This window comes from candidate division KSB1 bacterium (assembly GCA_024655945.1).
Lineage (GTDB): Bacteria > Zhuqueibacterota > Zhuqueibacteria > JANLFK01 > Oleimicrobiaceae > Oleimicrobium.
Map to the genome: position 1 here is coordinate 1 of JANLFK010000011.1, position 20,872 is coordinate 20,872.

At 62.5% G+C, this 20,872-nt stretch carries 22 protein-coding genes; 1 reads left to right on the forward strand and 21 read right to left on the reverse strand.

Annotation, left to right across the window (positions count from 1 at the left end):
* Positions 1-295: 295 nt before the first annotated feature.
* The 3 genes from NUW13_12450 to NUW13_12460 all read right to left on the reverse strand — a co-directional run bounded on the left by NUW13_12450 (position 296) and on the right by NUW13_12460 (position 2,251).
* A complete protein-coding gene (locus NUW13_12450; GenBank protein ID MCR4439827.1) occupies positions 296-700 on the reverse strand; it encodes a BlaI/MecI/CopY family transcriptional regulator in 405 nt (134 codons plus the stop codon).
* 280 nt (positions 701-980) lie between these two features.
* On the reverse strand, positions 981-1,262 hold the full coding sequence (locus tag NUW13_12455) for a TlpA family protein disulfide reductase (protein MCR4439828.1): 282 nt from the start codon (positions 1,260-1,262) through the stop codon (positions 981-983).
* Positions 1,262-2,251, reverse strand: a complete 990-nt coding sequence (locus NUW13_12460) for a hypothetical protein (GenBank protein ID MCR4439829.1) — start codon at positions 2,249-2,251, stop codon at positions 1,262-1,264. Before NUW13_12460 ends, NUW13_12455 begins: the two co-directional genes overlap by 1 nt.
* A 57-nt stretch (positions 2,252-2,308) precedes the next feature.
* Between NUW13_12460 and NUW13_12465 the strand changes: the two genes are divergently transcribed.
* Positions 2,309-2,527, forward strand: coding sequence for a hypothetical protein (locus NUW13_12465; protein ID MCR4439830.1), 219 nt, complete (start codon positions 2,309-2,311; stop codon positions 2,525-2,527).
* A 738-nt stretch (positions 2,528-3,265) separates the two neighbouring features.
* On the opposite strand, the gene NUW13_12470 is transcribed toward NUW13_12465, so the two are convergent.
* The 18 genes from NUW13_12470 to lpxB all read right to left on the reverse strand — a co-directional run bounded on the left by NUW13_12470 (position 3,266) and on the right by lpxB (position 20,855).
* On the reverse strand, positions 3,266-4,258 hold the full coding sequence (locus NUW13_12470) for a hypothetical protein (protein MCR4439831.1): 993 nt from the start codon (positions 4,256-4,258) through the stop codon (positions 3,266-3,268).
* Positions 4,255-5,136 (reverse strand): DUF3108 domain-containing protein, encoded by an 882-nt coding sequence (locus NUW13_12475; protein MCR4439832.1) that lies wholly within the window; start codon positions 5,134-5,136, stop codon positions 4,255-4,257. The genes NUW13_12470 and NUW13_12475 overlap by 4 nt, the downstream gene beginning before the upstream one ends.
* Before the next feature lie 14 nt (positions 5,137-5,150).
* Positions 5,151-6,203: a glycosyltransferase family 9 protein gene (locus NUW13_12480; protein ID MCR4439833.1), complete on the reverse strand. Its 1,053-nt coding sequence runs from the start codon at positions 6,201-6,203 to the stop codon at positions 5,151-5,153.
* Entirely contained in the window at positions 6,200-6,718 is a 519-nt protein-coding gene (locus tag NUW13_12485) for a low molecular weight protein arginine phosphatase (GenBank protein MCR4439834.1), read from the reverse strand. The genes NUW13_12480 and NUW13_12485 overlap by 4 nt, the downstream gene beginning before the upstream one ends.
* On the reverse strand, positions 6,715-7,371 hold the full coding sequence (locus NUW13_12490; GenBank protein MCR4439835.1) for an L-threonylcarbamoyladenylate synthase: 657 nt from the start codon (positions 7,369-7,371) through the stop codon (positions 6,715-6,717). The genes NUW13_12485 and NUW13_12490 overlap by 4 nt, the downstream gene beginning before the upstream one ends.
* Positions 7,347-8,459 carry a lipopolysaccharide heptosyltransferase II gene (gene waaF, locus NUW13_12495; protein MCR4439836.1) on the reverse strand — a complete coding sequence of 371 codons (1,113 nt, stop codon included), beginning with the start codon at positions 8,457-8,459 and terminating at the stop codon, positions 7,347-7,349. The genes NUW13_12490 and waaF overlap by 25 nt, the downstream gene beginning before the upstream one ends.
* A gap of 5 nt (positions 8,460-8,464) precedes the next feature.
* A complete protein-coding gene (locus NUW13_12500) occupies positions 8,465-9,367 on the reverse strand; it encodes a lysophospholipid acyltransferase family protein (protein ID MCR4439837.1) in 903 nt (300 codons plus the stop codon).
* Between the two features lie 3 nt (positions 9,368-9,370).
* Entirely contained in the window at positions 9,371-10,345 is a 975-nt protein-coding gene (locus tag NUW13_12505) for a peptidase MA family metallohydrolase (protein ID MCR4439838.1), read from the reverse strand.
* Positions 10,346-10,360: 15 nt separating this feature from the next.
* Positions 10,361-10,741, reverse strand: coding sequence for a hypothetical protein (locus tag NUW13_12510; protein ID MCR4439839.1), 381 nt, complete (start codon positions 10,739-10,741; stop codon positions 10,361-10,363).
* Between the two features lie 31 nt (positions 10,742-10,772).
* Positions 10,773-11,261: a hypothetical protein gene (locus NUW13_12515; protein ID MCR4439840.1), complete on the reverse strand. Its 489-nt coding sequence runs from the start codon at positions 11,259-11,261 to the stop codon at positions 10,773-10,775.
* Positions 11,262-11,298: 37 nt separating this feature from the next.
* A complete protein-coding gene (locus NUW13_12520) occupies positions 11,299-12,444 on the reverse strand; it encodes a response regulator (GenBank protein ID MCR4439841.1) in 1,146 nt (381 codons plus the stop codon).
* Positions 12,445-12,454: 10 nt separating this feature from the next.
* Positions 12,455-14,158 (reverse strand): response regulator, encoded by a 1,704-nt coding sequence (locus tag NUW13_12525; GenBank protein MCR4439842.1) that lies wholly within the window; start codon positions 14,156-14,158, stop codon positions 12,455-12,457.
* Positions 14,159-14,272: 114 nt separating this feature from the next.
* Positions 14,273-14,953, reverse strand: a complete 681-nt coding sequence (locus NUW13_12530) for a hypothetical protein (GenBank protein ID MCR4439843.1) — start codon at positions 14,951-14,953, stop codon at positions 14,273-14,275.
* Between the two features lie 114 nt (positions 14,954-15,067).
* Positions 15,068-16,165, reverse strand: coding sequence for a hypothetical protein (locus NUW13_12535; protein ID MCR4439844.1), 1,098 nt, complete (start codon positions 16,163-16,165; stop codon positions 15,068-15,070).
* A gap of 325 nt (positions 16,166-16,490) precedes the next feature.
* Positions 16,491-17,879 (reverse strand): sigma-54 dependent transcriptional regulator, encoded by a 1,389-nt coding sequence (locus NUW13_12540; protein MCR4439845.1) that lies wholly within the window; start codon positions 17,877-17,879, stop codon positions 16,491-16,493.
* Positions 17,880-17,982: 103 nt separating this feature from the next.
* The gene (lpxK, locus tag NUW13_12545; protein ID MCR4439846.1) at positions 17,983-19,059 is read right to left on the reverse strand and encodes a tetraacyldisaccharide 4'-kinase; all 1,077 of its coding nucleotides are present in this window, start codon (positions 19,057-19,059) and stop codon (positions 17,983-17,985) included.
* A complete protein-coding gene (locus NUW13_12550; protein ID MCR4439847.1) occupies positions 19,040-19,723 on the reverse strand; it encodes a lysophospholipid acyltransferase family protein in 684 nt (227 codons plus the stop codon). The genes lpxK and NUW13_12550 overlap by 20 nt, the downstream gene beginning before the upstream one ends.
* A complete protein-coding gene (gene lpxB / locus NUW13_12555) occupies positions 19,710-20,855 on the reverse strand; it encodes a lipid-A-disaccharide synthase (GenBank protein MCR4439848.1) in 1,146 nt (381 codons plus the stop codon). Before lpxB ends, NUW13_12550 begins: the two co-directional genes overlap by 14 nt.
* Between the last annotated feature and the right edge of the window lie 17 nt (positions 20,856-20,872).

Sequence of the window (20,872 nt, forward strand, 5' to 3'; positions counted from 1 at the left end):
CCACCAGCCCGACCACGACACCACTGGGAAGGTCTTGCCTGGCTATGTCAAAAGTAGCGCGCCCAATATTGCCCCCAGGAGTTGAACAGGTCAATCATGGCTAACCTCCCGCTTTATGAGCCCGCGTGCGCTCTCCTTGCCCCAGTCCGGCCGTGCAGGCAGGATTAGGGGACTTGAGAGAAGCAGCACCCCACCGGGCCACATCGTGCCTTGTTGGCAACCTCTGCGCATGTGTCGTGCGCCACGTGTTGCGCGGGGAGAGCCTGGCCCTTTCGCATCTCTTATAAGCCCGTGGCTACCCACGTTCCAGTTCGCGTTCCTTCTCTGCGATTAGCTCCCTGATCTTGGTGATCTCCTCGCGGCTCAGGGAGTCGGAGTTGATGAGATAGTTGGCAAGCGCCGCAAACGAACCACGGAAAGCCTTCGCAACCAAATGCGACATTTCCCGTCGTATTGCCTCTTCCCGGGAAAGAGTCGGTCGGTAGAAGTTGACCAGCCCTACCTTCTTTTGCTTCAGGAACCCTTTGGCGACCAGGTTGTTCATGATGGTCTGCACCGTGGTGTAGGCTTTCTCTCCGGCGGGATAGGCGTGCTCCAACACGTCCCGCACGCTTGGCGCCCCGCCTAAGGACCAGATGGCCTCCATCACTTCCCACTCTGCTTCCGTCAACTTGCGCGTATTGGCGATCTTGCTGTTCACTCCTGCATCCTCCTTTCGCAACCAGACATCTTCAGCTAAGCCTCATGAGTCTCCGCCTGCGCCAGCCCTCGCGGTGCGGTCCGCTCCATAGTCCCGCCAATTTTTCCTAGGCAGACAGGACCTCGCAGTCCGGGCACCCGGGCCCCGCGGTTGCGGTACTGTCCTGGCACTGCCCAACACGTGTCGGCCGCCCTCCGGCATTCGTTCCACAAAGTCTCTCTGCTCATTGCCTGAGATACTTGGCTAAGGTCGCGAGCAGACCCTCGCCGCGCAGCGCCCCTTAGAGCTCCACGATTATGCCACTCGGCCCGACAAGAATGGGCCTGGGAATGCCCAGCACGTCAAACCTTTGTGCCAGCTCGTTCTCGAACCCGCCGGCCAGGAATGCGTGGAGCCAGGGCATCGGCCAGTGCTTTTCGCGGAAAACTGCCACATGCGCCGGCCTGCGGTCCAAGGAAAGGCTGAGAATGGTAAAGTTTCTGTCCTTGAAACGCTCACAGGCAGCATGCAGGTGCGGCATCTCCCCACTACAGGGCCCGCACCAGGTGGCCCAAAAGTCCATCAGGTAGTACTTGCCAAGAAGGTCTTGTTGGTGATGGTCTGGCCGCCGTCCATGAGTTCCACGGCAAAATCGGGCACCGCCTTGCCCTTGGCAATGCGCCGCTCGGGGTTGAGCGATTTCAGGTAGTACTGCACCTCCGGCACATCGTTGTATTCCTGCCGCAGGAGGGCATAGCGGGCAGCAAGCGCCGCCGAGTCACCCTTGAACTGTGCCATGCTGGCCAAGAAGGCCAAGGCCACTGCCCGCACGGTGCGGTCAGGGTTTTCCTCCACAAGGGCTTGGGCAAAAAGCTCCCCCTTCTGCGGATCACGATGCGCCATCAGTGCCGCCTGCGGCTCCAACCCCCAGATGGGCGAACTCGGCGGCAGAAGCTCGGCGATCTCCGTCTGCGTGGTAGAGTCGATGGGCGCGCGGAAAGGGATGAGCCTCGCCAAGCGCAGGGCGGCAAACTGCCGGACAAGCAGCTCTTGCTCCGGCGCCATCCATTGCTTCAAGCGAACCACCGTGGGCGACCAGTCGTACTCAAACTCACGCATGTCCTGGTGGGATTGGCTGTAGGCTGCGGCAGTAGCCTGGAAGGCCTGTTGCTCCTTCCACAACAGGTCGTCGATGGGCCAGACGGCCCGGAGAGCCTCCCCGCCGCTGAGGAAATCCACGGTGGGCAAGTCCTGGGAGCTCACCCGGGGAAGCTTGCTCGGCGCAAACACTATCCGCGCCCTGCCGCCAGGCACGCGCAGGACGGAGATATAGTTGCCGCCACCGTCATAGGTGAAGTAGTCGGCACTGGTGCCGTTCACGCTGCGCGCTGCCTTGGTGATGTCAAGAAGCTGATAGGCGACGGTGTCGGCGTGCACGGTCCGCTCGTAGAGGAAGGTGCCATCCGGCTGAGCGCGCATCGTGTCGGCCGTCTCCCACGCGAAGCCGTTCCAGTCCCCGACGATGCGCACCACCTCAAAGTGCTCCTTGTAGGCCAGGGGCGCAAGGCGCACTCTTAGGCGAATTTCAGGAGCCTCGGACAGCAGGAGGAGAGGAACGGAAACGTTGTCATGGTCCACCCCAGTGAAGAGGAGGCGGTACATCCCCAGGTCGTCGATGACGAGCGCGAAACGGCCGTCCCTGTCGGCGGCGACTGTCTTCAGAGGCTTGCGGATGTCGCCCTTTTAGGAGAGCAGATGAACATGCGCCATGGGAAGCGGCTCCCCTTTGGCGCCGAGGACCCTGCCGGTGAGGTGGGTGCCGGCGCCTGTCTGCACTGGCATGAGTAGAACTGCGGCGAGGAAGACAACGAGAGGTCGCATGATGGCCTCCTATTCAAATGTTAGCTCTCCTAAGACAGTAGGAAATGTACTAAAGATGTCGAGCACTGTCAAGCCTTTTCTTCTCGGTCAATGCGTTTTTTGGGGAGATCCACTCGCTGCAAGTCGGAAGGAAGCAGCGTGGCTCTCATCGGGTGCTGGGGCCGGGCGCTCTGGAGTCTCGACGATGCTCGGACTGCTCTGGTTGGGGCTGGGCCGGGAGAGGCCGTGTCGCACTTGCTCAGGGCCTGGGGCCTGTCCGGGTCAAGAGGAAGGCGGCGGTTTGGGTTTGGCTCCTGGCCAAGCCGCGGGGAGAAAGGAAAGCGTTCTGGCCATTGGGAAGGAGCGGACGGAGGCGGGGTTGGCCCCCGTTTCAGGCGAACGGGCGGCGTGGCGAGGCTCGGTCGCCTATTGGGGGTGCGACAATCCTGATGGGGTGAAATGGAAGAGTGTTCGGGCAATGCGGCCTTCGCCGTTCAGCTTCCCCTGCAGCCTTCTGCCGTGAGGGGCAACCTGGGTCAGGGACGACGCAGCGGCCCCTGGGGCTTAGCGAAGGGACCATTACTGGGCAGCAAGTGGGCCACGGCGCGAAAGGCGCCCAGGTTGGAAGGCAAGCTCCCTTTGCCCGTCTTGTTCAGCGGTGAGGGGCCGTGCAGGCGCCGCCTCTTGGGTACTTGGCGTGACTGGCCTTTTCCCCAGTCGCCGAGGTTACTTCGCGCGGAGCTTTTCTTTGACGGCCGCCGCCAGGAGCGGAATCATGATTTCGTGGTGGCCGGTGAACTGGAACCCTTTGCCGCCGGCTTGCGTCGGACGCTCAACCACGTTCACCCGTGGGCGGTAGTGTTGGACCATGTCAAAGTTGGCGGTCACAAGGCCGAAGGCCGGCAGGCCCAAGTTTCGGGCCACCGTAATCGCTTTCAAGAACACCTCTGGCAAAACGACCGCGGAGCCCAAATTGAGCGCCACACCGCCATCACCGAGGTGTGCCACCTGGTGCGCCAGCACCCGGAAGTCGCGGAGGCTGGCCTCGCCGATGGCCGCGCCGTCTGCCGAGGGGTGTTGGTGCACAATGTCCGTGCCGAGGGCCACGTGCACGGTCACCGGCACATCGCACTGGTAGCCGGCAGCCAGGATGCTAAGGTGCTCGTGGGGCGGGCGATCCGCGCAGATGCGCTTGCCAAGCGCCTCGCCAAAGCCCATCTCCGTGCCGGCCGCCTGCTTGGCCACGTCGTTGAGGATTTCTCCGGTCTCTCGCGCCATGCCAAAGCTGCCATCGCGCAACCCCTCGGCGACCTCTTCTGAGGTCTGGCCCCAGTAGGCAAGCTCCACGTCGTGGATGGCTCCCGCACCGTTCAGGGCCACACCGGTGATCACCTGTTGGCGCATCAGGTCGATGATCACGGGATTGAGGCCGCATTTGATCCCGTGGGCGCCCATCATGGCAATGACCGGCCTGGACCGCCTGCACGCCTCAACAATGCAGTCGACCAACTCGCGCAGTTCCGTGGCCTTCAGCACCTGGGGCAAGGAATCCATGAAGGAGGCAAAAGAGGAACCCACTTCATGCACGTGCGCCAGTTGCTCAGTCTTCACCTTGCTGTGTCGCGCCGCAATGGGGTAGGTCTTGACTGCGGAAAGGTCCAGTTTGGGGAACTTTGAACCCCCCTTATCTTTTCCCGGAGCGGATGAGTGCCTGTTCATGTCTTCTTTGCCCCCCGTATCTGTTCCAACTCGGCAGTGACGGTGCCAACCACCACCTTGCTCTTCAGTTGCACCGGGATGCGCCTGCTGTCCTCGGACATCCAGACGAGGATGCGGCCCTCGTGTTTGAAAACCCCGCTGCCATCGAGTAGGAAGGGCTCTACCACCAAGCAATCGAACACACCGGCCGCCACGCGCACGCGTTCCCGCCTGTGGATGGCGACTTTCAGGTCGTAAACCTTGCGGTCAGCGTGGTTAGGAACCGAGAGTGTATCGCCTATGGCAAGTGGCTGGGTGCGCAGGAAGTAGACCATGGATATCACGTCCTGCACGAACGGTGGGACCTTGAGGGTGTCTTTGCCAGTGACTGCCAGGTTGCGGTGCTGGTCGTACATGGTGATGCGGTCGGCGCGGTACTTTCCTTCCCGCAGGTGTTTGTCAAAACGCCACGGGAATATCCCCCGGACGTCCACGAACGACTCGGCCACGTCCCGGACTCTGTAGATCGAAGAGAAGACCCTATTTGTCTGTGCCTCGGCGCGGATGTGGTAGCAGAGGCTTCCGTTGAGGCGCACTGTGTCGCGCACAGCAAAGGTTGCCGAGCCGGCCAACACCGGCCCGTACCGTAGGGAAAAAGTCAATTCCTCGCCGACGTTCCAGGCGGTGTTTGCCACCACCCGCAGAGGCCTCTCTGCCGCTGGCGAGACTTGGTCGCTTAGGGCGAGCGAGTCGGCTTTGGGCGTTCGCAAGGTATCCGGGCGGGTCGCAAGGGTATCCTGCGCCGGCTGCACGCGTTTGACCTGGATGCGCGTGGTGGTATCCACCTGGGGATGCCAGAGGAGGAGGAAACCAAGTATCGCAAGGGCGAAGTGTCGCATCGTGGACCTTTCTTCTACGGAGCGTGAGGCTCACTCAATTTGCATGCGGCTAAGGCAAGGGCGCGTTCCACGCTGATAGTGCTCATGCAGTCCCAGTCAGGGCAGCGGGCACCCGTGCAGCGTTCACAGGGCTGCACTTCCGGGGTCAACACCGAGTCGGGGCGACTGTACGGTCCCCAGCGCTCCGGAGCACATGCCCGAATGCGGCAGTAGAAGCCGATGACCTCTGTGCCTACCGCCACTGCCAGGTGCAGTGGACCGGTGCTATTGCTTATGACCAGGTCTGCTTCGCACAATAGGGCTGCCAGCTCCTTGAGACTTGTACGGCCGTCCAACCGGAAAGGTTTCTGCTGACAGAGTTGCCACAGCCTGTCCACAAGCTGCGACTCCTGGGCGCTGCCGGTGACGACGACGGTGGCGTTGAGTTGCCTGCTCAGCTCATCCGCCAAGCGGGCAAAGTGTTCCAGAGGCCAATCGCGCGCGGAACCACCGCTGCCTGGGTGAATCACCACCAACTTGCCTGCCCGCCGGGACCGTAGCGGCGCAAGGAGGTGTTGCACATGAGCCCTGGCCTCGTCAGTGACCGGAATTGTGAACACCACTCGCGCGGGCCGCGGGGCGATTGGGGAGAGCAGGTCGAAGTTCAAGTCCAGCTCGTGGCGGGCAACCCCTTTGCGGTGCACCGGCACACGATGCGTGAACAGGAACGAATAGGCGCGATAGGCAGTGCCCACCCGCTGCGGAATGCGGGCTGCCGCCAGGGCCAGAGCCAGGCGCGGGGTGGGATGGAGCAGGATGGCAGTGTCGAACTGGCCCCTGCGCAATTGGCGCACCAGTCGTGCCCAGCCACGTATGCCACGGTGCTCGGTGCGGGAATCGTCGGTCAAGAGGATGTCGACGTCGGGGTGGCCTTCGACCAGGGGAGCAGTCTGCGTGGAAACCAGCAGCCCGACGACGCACCCCGGATAGGCCTCCTTGAGGGCAGAGAGAACAGGCAGCGAGAGGATCAGGTCACCCACCCGGTCGGTCCGCACCACCAGGAACCTCTTCTGTGCGGTCCTCCTCACTGGGTTGCTCCTTCTGCTCCGGGCTCCCGCGCCTGAACCAGCTCGGAGAGCAGGGGAAGAATGCGGTCGAGTTCGGTGGCGATGAGGTGCGCGCACTCACGGTAAGTTGCCAGGCTGCCGCCAATGGGATCCGGAATTTCCTCGTCACCGCTGGGCTCGTGTAGCGTGCGGCCATAAGCACGCAGCAGGTGCGTCCGCCCGACGGCCTCGGGGTAGTTCTCTTTGATGAACTCGAGGTGAGCCTTCTCCATTACCAGGATAAGGTCTGCCCAATCTGTCAGCTTCTCACTGAGGCCTTGCGAGAGATGGTTGCTCAGGTCCGCGCCGTACTCTCGGGCCGCGCGGATCGCTAACGCCGTGGCTGGTTGGCCGTTGATGCCCAGGGTGCCGGCTGACTTGATTGCCACCCGCTGGGAAAGACTGGCGGGAAGCTTGGCGCGCAACATCCCCTGGGCCATGGGACTCCTGCAGCTATTTCCAGAACAGACGAACAGGACGCGCAGTCGCTTGTTCACGGCCTGCCCTCCGTGAGCACCGCCATGATGCGTTCGGCCGGGATGGCCCCTTCGCGGAGAACTACGGGCGGGTGAGCAGTTGCGTCAACGAGCGTGGAAGGCACGCGGAGCGGCGATGGCCCGCCGTCCAGAATCAAATCGAGTCGTTCGCCAAGTGCTGCTGCAACCTGCGCCGCCTGAGTGGGTTCTGGTTCCCCAGACAAGTTAGCGCTGGTGGCAGTTATCGGTCGCCCGCAGAGGCGCGCCAAGGACCGGCAGAGAGAGCTCGCCGGCACGCGCACAGCGACGGTACCACTGCCGCGCAGCGCCGGCAAATCTACTCCAGGAGCCAAAGGTAAGACTATCGTCAAGGGGCCAGGCCAAAAGGCCTCCGTGAGAATCTCAGCAGCCCTTGGCATCTTGGCGACCAGGCCATGGAGCTGTTCGGTGCCCGCCAGGATCAGGGTGAGTGCCTTGCCGGCGGCCCTCCCCTTGATGGCAAAGACTTTCTCCACGGCCTGCTCGTTGTGCGGGTCAGCGGCAAGTCCGTACACCGTGTCCGTGGGATAGGCGACCACCCCGCCGGCGGCGATCAGCTCTGCGGCCTGGCAAACAATTGCCATGTCCGGCTGTTCCGGGTCGACGGGCACTACTCTGGCGGGGCATTTCCCCATGGATTCACCTTTTCTGACGGAAAGCTCTCGCTGGCTTCTCTTGCCTCTTCCCAGCATCTCTGAACGGCGCGGTGGACCTCTTCGGCGGTGATGCCGGTCATGCACTGGTGGGTGCCAATGGGGCACTTGCGGCCGCCGTGGATGGCGCAGGGCCGGCAGGGAAGCTCCCGCTCGATCACGACATGTCGCTTGCCGAGCGGGCCAAAACCGAAACCGGTCACCGTGGGCCCGAACACCGCCACCACAGGCGTGCCAACGGCCACTCCTATGTGGAGCGGGGCGCTATCGTTGCACACCAGGACCCGGCAACGCCTGATGAGCTCGGCGGACTGGCGGAGCGTGAGCCGGCCGGCGACGTTAATGGCCTGCGCACCGATGGCCGCGCACACCCGGGAAGCCAACTCCCGGTCCTCATCCCCGCCGACGACCACGACGGTGGCCCCGAGTTCCCTGGCAGCCAGCCTTCCGACTTGCGCAAAGCCCTCAGTAGTCCAGCGCTTGGTGGGCCAGATGGAGCCAGGGGCCAAGCCAAGAAGAAGGCGCTTGCCATGGGTACCGCGCAGCACCTCATCGACTTTTGCGCGGTCGCGGGCATCCGGAAAGATCTCAGGCTGCAGCCCGTCTGCAGCGCCGCCGACAGCCTGCAGGAGGGCAAGGTTGCGCTCTACCTCGTGCCGGGTGCGCTGGTAGGCGACACGATTCGTGTAGAGAAACGCGCCAGGGGCCCTGGCAAACCCCACGCGGACTCGGATGCCTGCGGCATACGCCAGAAGAGCAGTGCGCACCGAGCGGTGCGGCAGCAAGGCAAGTTCAAAGTGCTGCTGCTTGATGGTGCGCGCCAGGCGGAACAGCGCTGCGATGCCCGCCTGTTTTCCCCTCTTGTCGTACACCAGCAACTGGTCCAAATAGGGATTATTCTCCAGCAGGTTGGCGGCTATGGGCGTGGCAAGAAACGCCAGCCGGCAGCCGGGCATGCTCTTCTTCGCTGCTCGCACCAAGGGGGTACTCAGCACAATGTCGCCTGGAAAAGCAGTGTGCACGATGAGCGCCGACTTGCAAGAAAGCGGGGTAGAGAAAGCGTCGCCCATTGCCGCTACTCGAGGCGTATGCCGCCGGGCAGTGTTTTCCAGCGGCGGTGCATCCAGAACCAGTGGTCGGGGTACTCGCGGACGTATTTTTCCAGGAGGGAGGTGTATGCCTGCGTAGCGCGCTGGATGTTGTCCTCGCTCAGCTCGGCCTCTCCACCCGGAGTAGCCAGGTGCAGATAGACGCGGTGATGCGTGTTCCGCCACCTGACTGCCGAGCCGAAGAGGATGGGAGCACCTGTCTTCAGCGAGAACACGGCAGGCCCCTTCGGCGTCGATGCGGGGCGCCCGAGAAAGGTGACAAAGACCCCGTTCTTGCCGGCGTCTTGGTCGGAGAGGAGCGCCACAAATTTGCCTTCCCGGAGCGCCTTGAGGACGCCGCGCACCGCCGCACCCATGTGGATGATCTCCACGCCCATGTGCTGGCGGTAGCGGTTCATCAGCTCATCGATGCGCTTGTTGTGCTGCTCGCCAACCAGAAACGCCTCAGGATAGCCCAGAGCGCGTATCGCCGCGCCCATGACCTCCCAGTTGCCAAAGTGCCCACCGACAAGCACCGCGCCCTTGCCGTTGCGCCGTCCCCATTCCAACAGGGATGGGTCGGGAAAGTGCACGAGTTCAAGCACCTTCTGCGGGGTCAGATCAGGGAAGCGGATGTACTCGATGGTCATCTTCACAAAGTTTTGGTACGCGCGGTGGGCGATCTGTTCCAGCTCGACCGGGTCCTTTCCCGGAAAGGCATGGTGCAGGTTGTCCATTGTCACCCGTCGCCTGACCTTGAGCACCTTGAAGGTGAAGGTACCCACCCAGTCGCCGATGCGCAAGGAAGTTGCCCACGGCATGAGCCGCACGAAGATGGCCAGGACGGCCATCAGCCAGTATTCCACCAAGTGTCGAATGCGTAGAGCCACGCTTCAGTGAGTTTCCCACGGTTGTTCAGTGTCGCTGCGGTTTGCCTCTTCCTCTATCCAGGTGCGGGCGATTCTACGCGTCCGGGCCCGCACGGCAAGGAATGCCCCCACCGCCAACAAGAGAATCAGCACCCACAGGTACCAATCGGCTTCCGCAAGAAAGGTCCAGCGGTAGCGGTGGCGCAGATACTTACGCCACTCCTGCTCGAACTCCCAGGAGTCCTTGCCGATGGCGTTTTCAAATGCGGCGTCCAGGTCCCGGCCTTGGCCAATACCGGCGAGCAGAGTGCGCATGGCCTGCAGGCTATACGTCTGGCGCAAGTATTGGACAGCCAAAAAGCTCTCCTGATAAGCCAACCGCGCTTTGTGCTCAGGGTAGCTATTCAGTTGTTCCACATCCTCCAGGCTCAGCAGGGAGTTGGTGAGCAGGGCCTTGGAGACCTGCGACGGCGAAGTCCACTGCTGTTCGCGCGAGTAGTGGATGGCGATGCCTTCAGTGAGCCAGCGCGGCAGCTGCTGGTAGTTGCTGGCCACTGCCACGAGCGCGTGCGCCATCTCGTGGACTATGGTCTGGTCGAGCTCTGCTCCACTAGGGCCCCAGCGCGGGGAGGGCAAGTACACGGTGGGGCCGTGCGCCTCCAAGGTCATCGCCCCGACTGCCCAGCGCGGCAGGCGTCCTTCGGTCAAAGTGGCAAGCTCGCCGGCGGATGGCGCTAATACCACGTCGACGCGCGGCACCCCTTCTGGGGCGAGCTCCTGCGCGATGGTCGCGTAGGCCTGCTCCGCCCGTTTCAGAACCAGTGCTGCGATTCGTTGGTCGTCGACGACAAAGTGTACCACCACACCCTCACCGGCGAGCTCAAGCCACTCCGGCTGCTGCCCCGCGATGGTGTCGGAGGCAGCGAGTAGCAACAACCCCAGGCGGAACAGATCCCGGAGCAGATGCAAACGCACCCCTTCTCCATGCTCCTCAGCCACAATTCCTCGTCGCTCTTAGACTTCCGACCCCGACTTTAGATACTCTTTCACCAGAGCGGCTATCACGTCGAGCTGTCCCTTGAGCTTGCGCCGCGCGCATTCGCGATGTTGGCGAATGCAATGGCTGGCCTTGCACGCGAAGGAAGGCTCGGTGCACCCCTGCTCCTTCTGGTAGACTGCGGACGGCACCATGCGGCGTGTGATGTCCTGGTGCGAAAACGCTTTCCCCTTGGCCTTGATGCCGAACTCGACAGTCGTATCCCAGACAAACCGCTGCAGCGCTACCACCTGGTGATCGTCGAGTTGATCGACCAGAGGGCTAAGGGCGCGTCCATTGAAAAGCAAGTGGAGGGTGAGTAGCTTTATCCCCTCTGGCAACGCGTTGTTGTTCTTCATTTCCGACAATGGCTTGCCTTGCTGGTCAGCTTCACAGGTCGGGGACACGGTCCAGAAGCAGGTCGAGGAGCGTCGTGTACACGGCGCGAACGGATGCCACATCGTGGGACTGGAAGAACAGGAACCTGGTCGCAGCAGAGAGCCTGATGCCTCCCGCGCAAAAGCGGGACGGAACCGGCGGGGCGCCGTTGCCTGCATCGGCAGCAACAAGAATGGGGACTTGCCAGCCAGCGCGGAAAAAGTCGAGAAGACGCTGTGCCTGCTCTAAGGAAGAGCGCTCGCGCCACTGATAGGCCACCACTATCCCGAGCACCCGTGGCAGCAGCAGCTCCCAACGGTAGTTCTCCGGGTCTGACGGTATTTGTATGCCGTAGACGTGCAGGGTCAGGTTGTCGCTCACCGGCAGCCGGCCGAAGTGGAGCGTGCTGCTGGCGTGATGCACATCCGCACAGACCGCGCGCACCAGCCTCTCAGCATCGAGGTCCTTCGGTGTCGCCACTGCTATTTCGCCGTACCTCATTCTGCGTCACCCTGTGGGAAGGTCGGCGCCATGCTTGCTATGCCAAGCGGGCGCGCGTCACCAGCAACTCGGCCCGTGTGAGGCGATGCCCAGCAATGTGGTTAGTTGCGGAGGCCGTCTCCGGGTACGTGACGGCGCTGCTCCCAAAGAGTTCCGCCACCGCTGCCAACGGCGAGCCAAAGGCGGCGCTATGTGGGCGCGACAAAAGGGGGGGATGACTGATGGACGCTTGCGCCTCATCTTGCTCGCAGAGGCGCAACAACCCTTTCTCCCAGAGATCGCGCAGGCGTCGCGCCAGCGCCAATGGGTCCTCGGCGCTTTCGTCCAGGACTGTGGCGATGGGGCATGGCGTGGAGAAGCGTGCCAGCAAGGCCCGACTCGTTTCGTCCAACGACTCCCCGGAATCCCCACTGTTCTGCACCGGCATGTGCAAAGACGGCAGGGCGGCGATGGCATTGTTCCACTCTTCCGAGCGGGCCAAGGCCATGGCCAGAAGCTCCCGGGTGGGCGTCAGCACGCGTTGTGCGCGTTGCACTGCTGCAAAGTCCACCAGAAACGTGCCCTCGTTCCACAGGAGCAGCGCAGCCAATGCTGCCTCGCCGAGCCGCTGGCCTACCGTCGCGTCGACGACCTCGCCGTTGCGCACATAGATGGCGCCGCGCTGGCCGTTTTTGCGCAGATGCAGAACGCCGGAGCGGCCGGCAGCGTGAAAGATTTCCAGAAGGTCGACCGACGACATCTCCGCAAGCGAACCAGAAAAGCCCTTCTCCATATCCTCGGGGCCAGGCAGCGGGGGAGCGGCGTGGATTTCGTTCAAAAGCACCTCGAGCCGGGCCACGACCTCCTGGGCTATGTAGGGCTTGGGCACGAACTCATCCGGCCCCAACTCGATGATGCGCACCCGGTCATCGAGGAGCCGTTGCTCGGCAATGATAATCACTGGGACTGCGCAGGTATGTTCGTCATTGCGCAGCTCGCGGAGCAATTCCTCGCCGCTCATCTTGGGGAGTTGCAGCCCGGTGATCACCGTGTCCGGCACTTCCCGGGCGCAGAGCTGGAGAACTTTCTCCGCGCTGTCCACCTGGCCCACGCGGCAGCCACGCTGCAGCAAGAGGGCCTTGAGGGGCTGCATCCCCTGGGGATCTTGGTCGACGAGGAGTATTTTCTTTCGCTCCTGGACCATGCGCCTTGCCCTAATTGCTGCCTATCTGCTCGTCCGCAGTGACTTTTGCGCCGACCTTGCGCGTCTTTCCCAGCTCTAACAGCGGAGCGACTAACGTCTCCACAGACTCTCGATCCGCTGGGTCACAGAAGCACAGAGGGTCTGCGGGCGTAAGGCCAAGGCGGCGGCGCACAGCTTCAGCGTTCGGCGGAGCCGCGCCGAGGTTGGTGACCGCCACCACTGAGGGCAGAGGGGCGAGCGTGCGTCGCAAAGCGGAGATGAGGTACGCGTAGTAGTCATAGTGCTCTGCCTGGGAGCCGTCGACTACGATCACGCATCCGGAAAGTTCGAACGCCACAATCTTCGACAGCGCACCGAACCGTGGGTCTGGCTCCAGGCCAAAGACCTCCAAGCGGGTGCCGTTGCTCAGAAGTGCCGAGCCGCGATCCAGCGAAACGTCGCCAAAGCTTCGCAGAGTGCGCACGCGGAAATTGCCCTCGGTGAGGGTGCGCACGATCTGCCGCCTGCCAGCGCGGACGCTGCCGATGAATATGATGCCCTGGCACGCAGCAGTCGGGCGCGGCGATGCCGGCTTCTCCACCGGAGGCGCGGCTACCTGTTCCTGGGGTTCCCTGGCTACGGGTTCGGTGGCGGTGGGCGGGAGTGTGGTCTCGGGCTCGGCCTCGGACTCCTCCTCTTCCGGCGAGATGGCGAGCTTCGGTTCCCGCAGGGCAACTGGCCCAAAGGCTTCGGCCACTTCCTCCGCCTCGGGCTCTGGCTGGCCTACGCGTCGCAAAAAGCCCTGTCGGTACAGTTTGACGATGCGCTGCAACGCGGTGGGCAGGTCATAGCCGCAGTCATCTATCACCGCGTTGAGGGTGCGCTGGCCGTCAAACAGGGAGATGAACTTTTGCATTTCCGGGCTTGGCTCGCGGCGCGCCAGGATCTGGCGAAAGTTTTCGGTAGCCACCATGACTGCGTCCAGGCCCGGCAACTGCTTTTCCAACGATTGGATCTCCTCCAAGCGCCTTGCCCCTTCCAGGAGAAGCCCTAACGTGCTGAGCGGCATGCCGTCGGTGGCGTCAGTTTCTTCATAGGAAACGGAAAAGCGACCGCGACGCCACATGAGCATGTCGAACAGGGCATTCTCCTGCTTGGCTTTGTTGGTCATTGCGTTCACCACGGCACCACGCCGAAGGACGACTTGTCCGGTCAGGCCTGAGGGTGTGGTCAAACGCACCGTGGCGGTTGTGCCCTCCTGGCTCATTTGCAGGAGCAGGTCGAACAACGGCACCTCTTCCAGGCGGCCGCTGGGACCGCGTTGCGCAGCCGTGCTCCGGCGGCGCCGCAATCGGGCCAGTACCATCTGCACGCGGGCCACCACCTCTCTGACGTGCATCGGCTTGGCCAAAAAGTCCTTCGCCCCCAAGTTCAGCGCGCGGATCTTGGTCTCGGCGTCCCCTGCCTTGCTGAGGAACATCACAGGCGTGCGCGCAGTGCGCGGATCGCTCTCGATGCGGTCCAACAACTCCGCCCCATCTGCATCCGGAAAGACGAATTCCGAAAGCACGAGGTCAGGCTGCACCTCAGGGATCTTGGTGACTGCCTCGCCGATGCCGCTGCACGTGTAAACCTGGTAGCCGAGCGCAGACAGATGTTCGCGCAAGATGCGGACGTTCTCCGCGTGCGGGTCAACGAGCAGCAGCTTTGTCCTGTCCTCTGAAGTGGGCGGCATGAAGGGGTCAACCCTTGGTGCACGTGTCCGATTTCGGAACTCAAATATAACAAAGATTCCCCCACTTGTCAAGCGTTTTCAGGACAAGGTTTGGGCGGGTCAAAGAGGGCCGGTCTACTGACCAGGCGCCTTGTGGGCCTGGATCGCGTTGGTGATCATGTCGATCCGCGACAGGGCAGCGCTGTTCGGTGAGGGAAGCGGCTGCAGGTAGACTTCTTGTGCCTCGAGGTCGGAGATTTGGACTCGGTCCAGCACCGCCATGCCGTAGCGGCTCAGCATGCTGCTTTTGCCCAAACCGGGAAAGGTAATTGTGGCGCAGGAGCGGCCATCGTTCGGTACCCACAGGAAGAGCAGGAGTTGGGCGGCATGTTCGGTGTTCAATGCGTAGAGGCCTGCGTCACCACCTGCCAGGACTCGTGCGGCAAAGTCCTTCACTGCATCCTCAAGGGCTTCGCCTGGGATGCGGCCCACTTGTTCACACCGGAACACGCGTGCGCCGTCGACTTGGGTACACACTGGACGCAGGGCAAAGTGGGCGACCTCTTTCACGTCGAGCGTGCGGTGGAACACATAGTCCAGCACGCAGGCGGACACGGGTGCGGACAAGCTGGAGAGCAACAGGTCGTAGAAGCGGGAAAGTTCACGTGCGATGGCGCGGCAGCGTGGACAGGCGTCGATGTGGCCCGCCAGCCCAGCAGAGCGGGCAGCCGCGGGAGAATCGGTCAAAACCAGAAGTTCGATTTCGGCTTCCGATGGACACCGGCCATGCGCCGGTTTACGGCGAGGTTGCCTCATAGTGGTCGGCTTTGTACGTTCGCGTTGACGGCCCTCACGCGGGCCTCAGGTATCTCCTGCTCCAATCCACCGTGCTGCGATAGTATACATGCAAGCCTCCATTTCTACGTAAATTCACAGCAGCACGCGCAACTGCTGGCGGAACTCCTTCTTTGCCACCTTGGCCAGGTACTCGAAAATAGTGCGTTCTTCGCGACGGTACTGCTTCTGCGTGAGATTAGGGATGCGATCCTTGAGCAGCCGGAAATAGGAGTCAGGACGTCGGTCGTCGACCAGATCGTCGAGCACGTCCACTAAGGCGTCGCAGTAGATGGCCGCTTTCTCCTCGCCGAGCTTGCCACCTTGCAGGTAGGTGGTGTGGAGCTTCTGTCGCACGCGGCGAAGTGCTCGCTCTTTGGCAATCCTGATTTCCTCAAGCTGAAGGTGGTCCAAGGGGGTCGCCATGTGCTTTTCGCCGCCCACGCTGTCGCGAAACATTTCGTTGCGCACGGTGCGGATGATTCTGGCTACCACGTCCACCGAAAGGTAGTTCTGGTAGGTCGAATCTGCTTCTACCAGCGCCAAAAGCTTCTTGATTGATGCGGACACCGAGTCACGCGGATGGTTGACGCCGTTGAACTGCATGCACAGCAGTTCTTCGGGGAAGGGTGGACACTCCCGGCGCAACGGCGGACAGTGGGGATACACCGTGTCGCGCGCTCCCCCGTCGCGCCCCTCAGGAGCGTAGCAGATGAACTCACGCCCCATTTCGCGAAAACAGGTGAGCTCCTTGGAATTGCGCACCGCCACCTTGATGTTACGGACGACCTTTGCCCCTTCTGGGTCCCGCTCGCGGAAGATGCGCGACAGCTCCTGCTTGGTCTTTTTCACCACCAGGCGGCGCACCTGCAGCATCATCTCGGCGTCGTTGTCGCCGATTTCATCTAACTTCTGGCCAAAGTACTTGCGCAGCTGTACGAATGCGCCGTGCTCGTCGCGCATGAACAGTTCAGCGACGCAATCCATGGCCAGGTCTTCCAGTTCTTCGCGATCCTGGCGGACCAGGGCAATCCGCTTCCCGGCAAGTTCTTGATAGCGCAGGTAGCTGAGCGCCGCCTTTTGCAGCAGGTTAACGAACTGAACCAATTCTGCCGAAGAGTAGGTGCCGGCGCAGATTTTGCGGATCAGGCCGGTCAGGCTGAAGCTTGGCGAAGGATGGTGTTGTGTGCGCACGGTTGCTCTCTCGACGGATTCCGACATGCTGCGTGGGACCAGTTGTTGTCATGCTCCTTGCGACAGTTGCGCGAGGCAAGCCGGTGACTACGGCTTGCTGCACGGGCGCAAATCGCATACCAGCTACCCGCCGCTTGCCCGGCAGAGCGCCATCGCAGAAACAGGCACTTACGGCTGCAATTGCTTGGCCCTGCGGGCGAATTGTTGCAGAACTGTAATTAGGCGAAACACCTGTGCCGGGATGATACACAGAGGGGTGAGACAGTGGTGCCGCCACGCCACTGGTTGTCATGGGCAGCAGCGGGCGCGCAGGGGATTGGGGGCACTACTTGATCATCGGCAGGCCGTACTTCTTGGCCTTGCGGTAGATGGTTGCCCGACCAATGCCCAGCTTCTTCGCCGTTTGCGACACGTTTCCGCCACACTCCAACAGCGCCTGCCGCAACGCCTCCTCCTCCAGCTTCTCGATCCAGTTGGCCAGAGTGTGGTCTGCTTCGTACAGGCGCTTCTCACCCAACGCCCTCACCGCAGCGGGTAGGTCACTGGGCATAATCTCCTTGGTCGCCGCCAGCACGACGGCACGCTCGATGGCATTCTCCAGCTCGCGCACGTTGCCGGGCCAATGATAGGCCATCAGAAGCTCGAGCGCGTCAGCGGAGATGCCTTCGATCTCCTTGCCTTCCTCCTGGCCGTACTTCTTGAGGAAAAAGGCCGCCAATGCCGGGATATCTTCTTTCCGTTCGCGCAAGGGCGGCAACTTGATGGGGAAGACCGCAATGCGGTAGTAGAGATCCTCGCGGAATTCACCCTTCTTCACCGCCTCTTCCAAATCGCGATTAGTGGCCGAAATGAAGCGCACGTCCACCCGCACCAGTTCGTTGCCGCCGACGCGTTCGAATTCCCTCTCCTGCAGCACGCGCAGCACTTTCGACTGCGTGGCCGGACTCATCAGGCCTATCTCGTCCAAGAAGATGGTGCCGCCGTTTGCCTGTTCGAACTTGCCGATGCGCCGTCCGGCAGCTCCGGTAAAGGCACCCTTCTCGTGCCCGAAGAGTTCGCTCTCCAAGAGAGACTCGGGCAGGGCAGTGCAGTTGACGGCAACGAAAGGCTTGTTGCCACGCGTGCGGGAATGGTAGTGAATGGCGCGGGCGATCAGCTCCTTGCCGGTGCCGCTCTCCCCCTGGATGAGCACAGTGACGTTGCTGTCGATGACTTTTTCCACCGCCCGGAAGACCTCCTGCATGGCGCCGCTCTGCCCGATGATGTTCTCAAAGGAGTACTTCCTCTTGAGCTCGGAGCGGAGCTCGCCGACCTCCTTTTTCAAGGAGCTGGTAATCAGGGCATTCTCCACGGTCACCAGCAGCCGCTCGCTGGCGAAAGGCTTTTCGATAAAGTCGTGGGCGCCGAGCTTCATGGAGCGAACCGCGCGCTCGATGGTGCCGTGGGCGGACATCATGACCACCGGAATGTTGGGCTCAAGCTTCTTCAGACGCCCCAAGGTCTCAAGACCGTCGATGCCCGGCATCTGGATGTCCAGGAGGATGAGCTCAGGTGGGTCATCGCGCACCAACTGCAGGCAGGCTTCGCCACTGAGCGCGATGGCGCACTCGTAGCGCTTCTGCTTCTGCAGGGTGGCGGAGATCATCCTGCCGATGTTCCTGTCGTCATCGACAATCAGAATCTTGGGTTTGATGGTTGACTGCCCCACGCTCATGTTCCTCTTCGTGATACGGCGTCAGGGTAAACGACAACTGGCGAACAATCAAAGGCTTGCCAGCTGAACGTTACCGTAATGATAGCAAACTTTGTCAAAGATTTCAAGTTTTTTTTTCGCAACAAATGCGTTGCCGCTCGCCCCTGCTGTGTGCCTCGATGATGCGCATCAGCTCCGGGAGCTCCTCCACCTGCAGGGTGATGCGCAGACACCACAGCGGCAGGGGGAAGGCAAGCCCCTCAAGCCGCACCATGTCTTTTTCGGTGGTGATAAGGCATTCGGCGCCTTGCTGCGCCGCCTGGCGACAGAGGCTTTCGACCTCCTGCGCCGTGTACGAGTGGTGATCGGCGAAGGCCTTGCGCAGGACCAGCCGCATGCCAGACCGCTCTAGCATGGCGAAAAAGGCATCGGGCTGGGCTATGCCGCAGAAGGCAGCTACGTTTCTCCCTTGCCAGGCGCTCGAGTCGCTCCTTTTGCCGTCGGCACTGAGCAGGTCCAGGGGCACATGGCGCGCCGTCAGAACGGGGGCGGGCGTGTACTGGCGAAGCCTGGCCGCCAGGGGCACAATGGCATGAGGGCCTTCCACTCGCGTGAGCATGACCACGGTCGCCGCAGCCAACCGCGAGGCAGGCTCGCGTAGAGGTCCGGCAGGCAAGAGCCAGCCATTGCCGAAGCCGCGCTGCCCATCGACAAGGACGACAGAGACATCGGGGCGCAGGCGGCGGTGTTGAAAGGCGTCATCAAGCACCAGCAGTTGTGCCCCAAAGCGCTCGATGGCCAGGCGGCCAGCGCGTACGCGATCGCGGTCCACAATCACGGGGACGCCCTGCAGCTTGTTGGCCAACATGAGCGGTTCATCGCCGCTGTCTTCGAGCCCGGCGAGAGTCCGCTGCCCATCGGAAACGACCACCAAGCCACGCCGGCGGCGCTTGTAGCCGCGGCTGATCACGCACACGCGCTTGCCCCTGTCGCGGAACGTGCGAGCGATGAGCTCGACCATGGGTGTCTTGCCGGTGCCGCCGACGGTGAGATTGCCCACGGCAATAACCTGGCAGGGAAGTTTCCACTGGCGCAACACTCCGGCATCGTAGAGGATGTTGCGCAGCCAGGTTATAAGGAGGTACGGGAGGCTAAGCGGCAGAAGCAAGGCTGCCGGCCACTTAGTGGCGAACATATTCATCGGCCTTCCTCTCGAAGGCGATCATCTGCTGCTCGACCCTGTGCCGCAGCTCTTCTAACTCGGCCTCGCTCAGATGGGGCGGCACAGTGAAGGGTTCGCCGTAGAAGATGACCGAACGCGCGAACGGCCGCCAAAGCATGAACTTGTCCCAGCTCCGCGCGAAGATGGGGCGGTCGCAGGAGAAGGTGACAGGGAGCAGATAGGCGCCGGAGCGGTGCGCCAGGCGGATTGCTCCCGGCTTGAGGTGGTGACGCGGGCCACGTGGGCCGTCAGGCATGATGGCGCAGACTGCCCCGCTATTGAGGGCCGCCAGCATGTGGTGAAAGGCCTCGCGCCCGCCGCGCGTACTCGATCCCCTTATGGTGCGGTAGCCAAGGCGCTCCACAGTGCGGGCGATCATCTCGCCGTCCTCGTGCAGACTGACCATGGGGATGATCCCCTGGCGGCGATGCAGGTAGATGGGCAGAAGGATGCGCCCATGCCACACCATCACCAGCACCCCGCGGCCACCCGCCACGGCGCGCTGCCAGTGTTGCCGGCCTACGGCACGGACGCGCGTCAAGCGCCCCATGGCCAGGATCAACAGCCAGCCCAATTTGCAGGCCAGCACAAACATCAGTTTCCGCCAAGGACCGCGCCCCATCGCTTCTTCATCTACCGCCATCAGTTTCCATCAGCCGCAGCGCCAGTTCGGCAGTGCGCCGGGCTGCGCCCGGAGTGCCCAGCTTTTCAGCTACCAGACGCGACTCACGGCGCATGGCCTCTCGCCTCGTCTGGTCCTGGAGAAGCATCTTCAGCTCGGCTGCCAGAGGCTCTGGCGCAAAGTCACCCTGCACAAGTTCCCGCACCACCTGCTTATCGGCCACGATATTGACCAGCCCGATGTACGGGATCCTGATCATGCGTCGCATCAGCTGGAAGGAAAGCCACGACACCTTGTAGCCCAGGACGAAAGGTGTGCCTAAGCATGCGGCCTCCAAGGTGGCCGTGCCGGAGGCAACCACTGCGGCGTCTGCGCACTTGAGGCATGCGTGGGTATCGCCCCGCACCGTCGCGGTGTGGCGGTGAGCTGCCAGCAAAGGAGCGTACACCTCATCAGCGACGGTGTCGGCCTTGGCCACGACCGCTTGCAGGCCTGGCAAGGAGCGGCGGAGCTTGTCCACCGCCTGGAGCATTACCGGTAGCAGGCTGCGCACCTCCTGAACTCTGCTCCCCGGGAGCAATGCCACCAAGGGGTGGTGGGGATCGAGGCCGTGGCGGGCAAAGAAGCTTTGCCTGTCGCCCATCACCCGAAGGACATCCAACAGCGGATGCCCCACGAAGGTGGTGGGGATGCCGGCACTGGCGAAAAGTGGTTCCTCAAATGGGAAAATCACCGCAGCAGCATCGACGCTGCGCGCCATCTTGCTTAGGCGCCCTTTGCGCCATGCCCAGAGTTGGGGCACGATGTAATAAAGCACCTTGAGGCCGTGTCGCTTGGCTACCTGGGCAAAGCGCAGGTTGAATCCGGGGTAGTCGATGAGAACCACCAGGTGTGGCCTGCGTGTCACGGCCTCGTGCAAGGTGCGGGAAAAGGCGCGCTGCAGCGCCGGCAAATGCCTGAGCACCTCGGCAAAGCCCATGTGGGCCATCTGGCTGGCGTGGTAGAGGAGTTCCACCCCGGCCTGTTGCATGCGGTCACCGCCGATGCCGAACAGCTCCAGTTCCGGGGCCAATTGGCGCAAAGCGAGCGCAAGGCTGCTGCCGTGCAAGTCGCCAGAGGCCTCCCCGGCGATGATCATGCAACGTCTGCGCATGGGTCTTGCCGGGGCCG

What these genes read in the sequence shown, in the direction of transcription:
- NUW13_12455 (MCR4439828.1), bottom strand. Translation starts at nt 1,262, where the DNA reads ATGGACTTTTGGGCCACCTGGTGCGGGCCCTGTAGTGGGGAGATGCCG.
- NUW13_12465 (MCR4439830.1), top strand. Translation starts at nt 2,309, where the DNA reads ATGGTCCACCCCAGTGAAGAGGAGGCGGTACATCCCCAGGTCGTCGAT.
- NUW13_12470 (MCR4439831.1), bottom strand. Translation starts at nt 4,258, where the DNA reads ATGAACAGGCACTCATCCGCTCCGGGAAAAGATAAGGGGGGTTCAAAG.
- NUW13_12475 (MCR4439832.1), bottom strand. Translation starts at nt 5,136, where the DNA reads ATGCGACACTTCGCCCTTGCGATACTTGGTTTCCTCCTCCTCTGGCAT.
- NUW13_12490 (MCR4439835.1), bottom strand. Translation starts at nt 7,371, where the DNA reads ATGGGGAAATGCCCCGCCAGAGTAGTGCCCGTCGACCCGGAACAGCCG.
- waaF (MCR4439836.1), bottom strand. Translation starts at nt 8,459, where the DNA reads ATGGGCGACGCTTTCTCTACCCCGCTTTCTTGCAAGTCGGCGCTCATC.
- NUW13_12510 (MCR4439839.1), bottom strand. Translation starts at nt 10,741, where the DNA reads ATGAAGAACAACAACGCGTTGCCAGAGGGGATAAAGCTACTCACCCTC.
- NUW13_12515 (MCR4439840.1), bottom strand. Translation starts at nt 11,261, where the DNA reads ATGAGGTACGGCGAAATAGCAGTGGCGACACCGAAGGACCTCGATGCT.
- NUW13_12520 (MCR4439841.1), bottom strand. Translation starts at nt 12,444, where the DNA reads ATGGTCCAGGAGCGAAAGAAAATACTCCTCGTCGACCAAGATCCCCAG.
- NUW13_12525 (MCR4439842.1), bottom strand. Translation starts at nt 14,158, where the DNA reads ATGCCGCCCACTTCAGAGGACAGGACAAAGCTGCTGCTCGTTGACCCG.
- NUW13_12530 (MCR4439843.1), bottom strand. Translation starts at nt 14,953, where the DNA reads ATGAGGCAACCTCGCCGTAAACCGGCGCATGGCCGGTGTCCATCGGAA.
- NUW13_12540 (MCR4439845.1), bottom strand. Translation starts at nt 17,879, where the DNA reads ATGAGCGTGGGGCAGTCAACCATCAAACCCAAGATTCTGATTGTCGAT.
- lpxK (MCR4439846.1), bottom strand. Translation starts at nt 19,059, where the DNA reads ATGAATATGTTCGCCACTAAGTGGCCGGCAGCCTTGCTTCTGCCGCTT.
- NUW13_12550 (MCR4439847.1), bottom strand. Translation starts at nt 19,723, where the DNA reads ATGGCGGTAGATGAAGAAGCGATGGGGCGCGGTCCTTGGCGGAAACTG.
- lpxB (MCR4439848.1), bottom strand. Translation starts at nt 20,855, where the DNA reads ATGCGCAGACGTTGCATGATCATCGCCGGGGAGGCCTCTGGCGACTTG.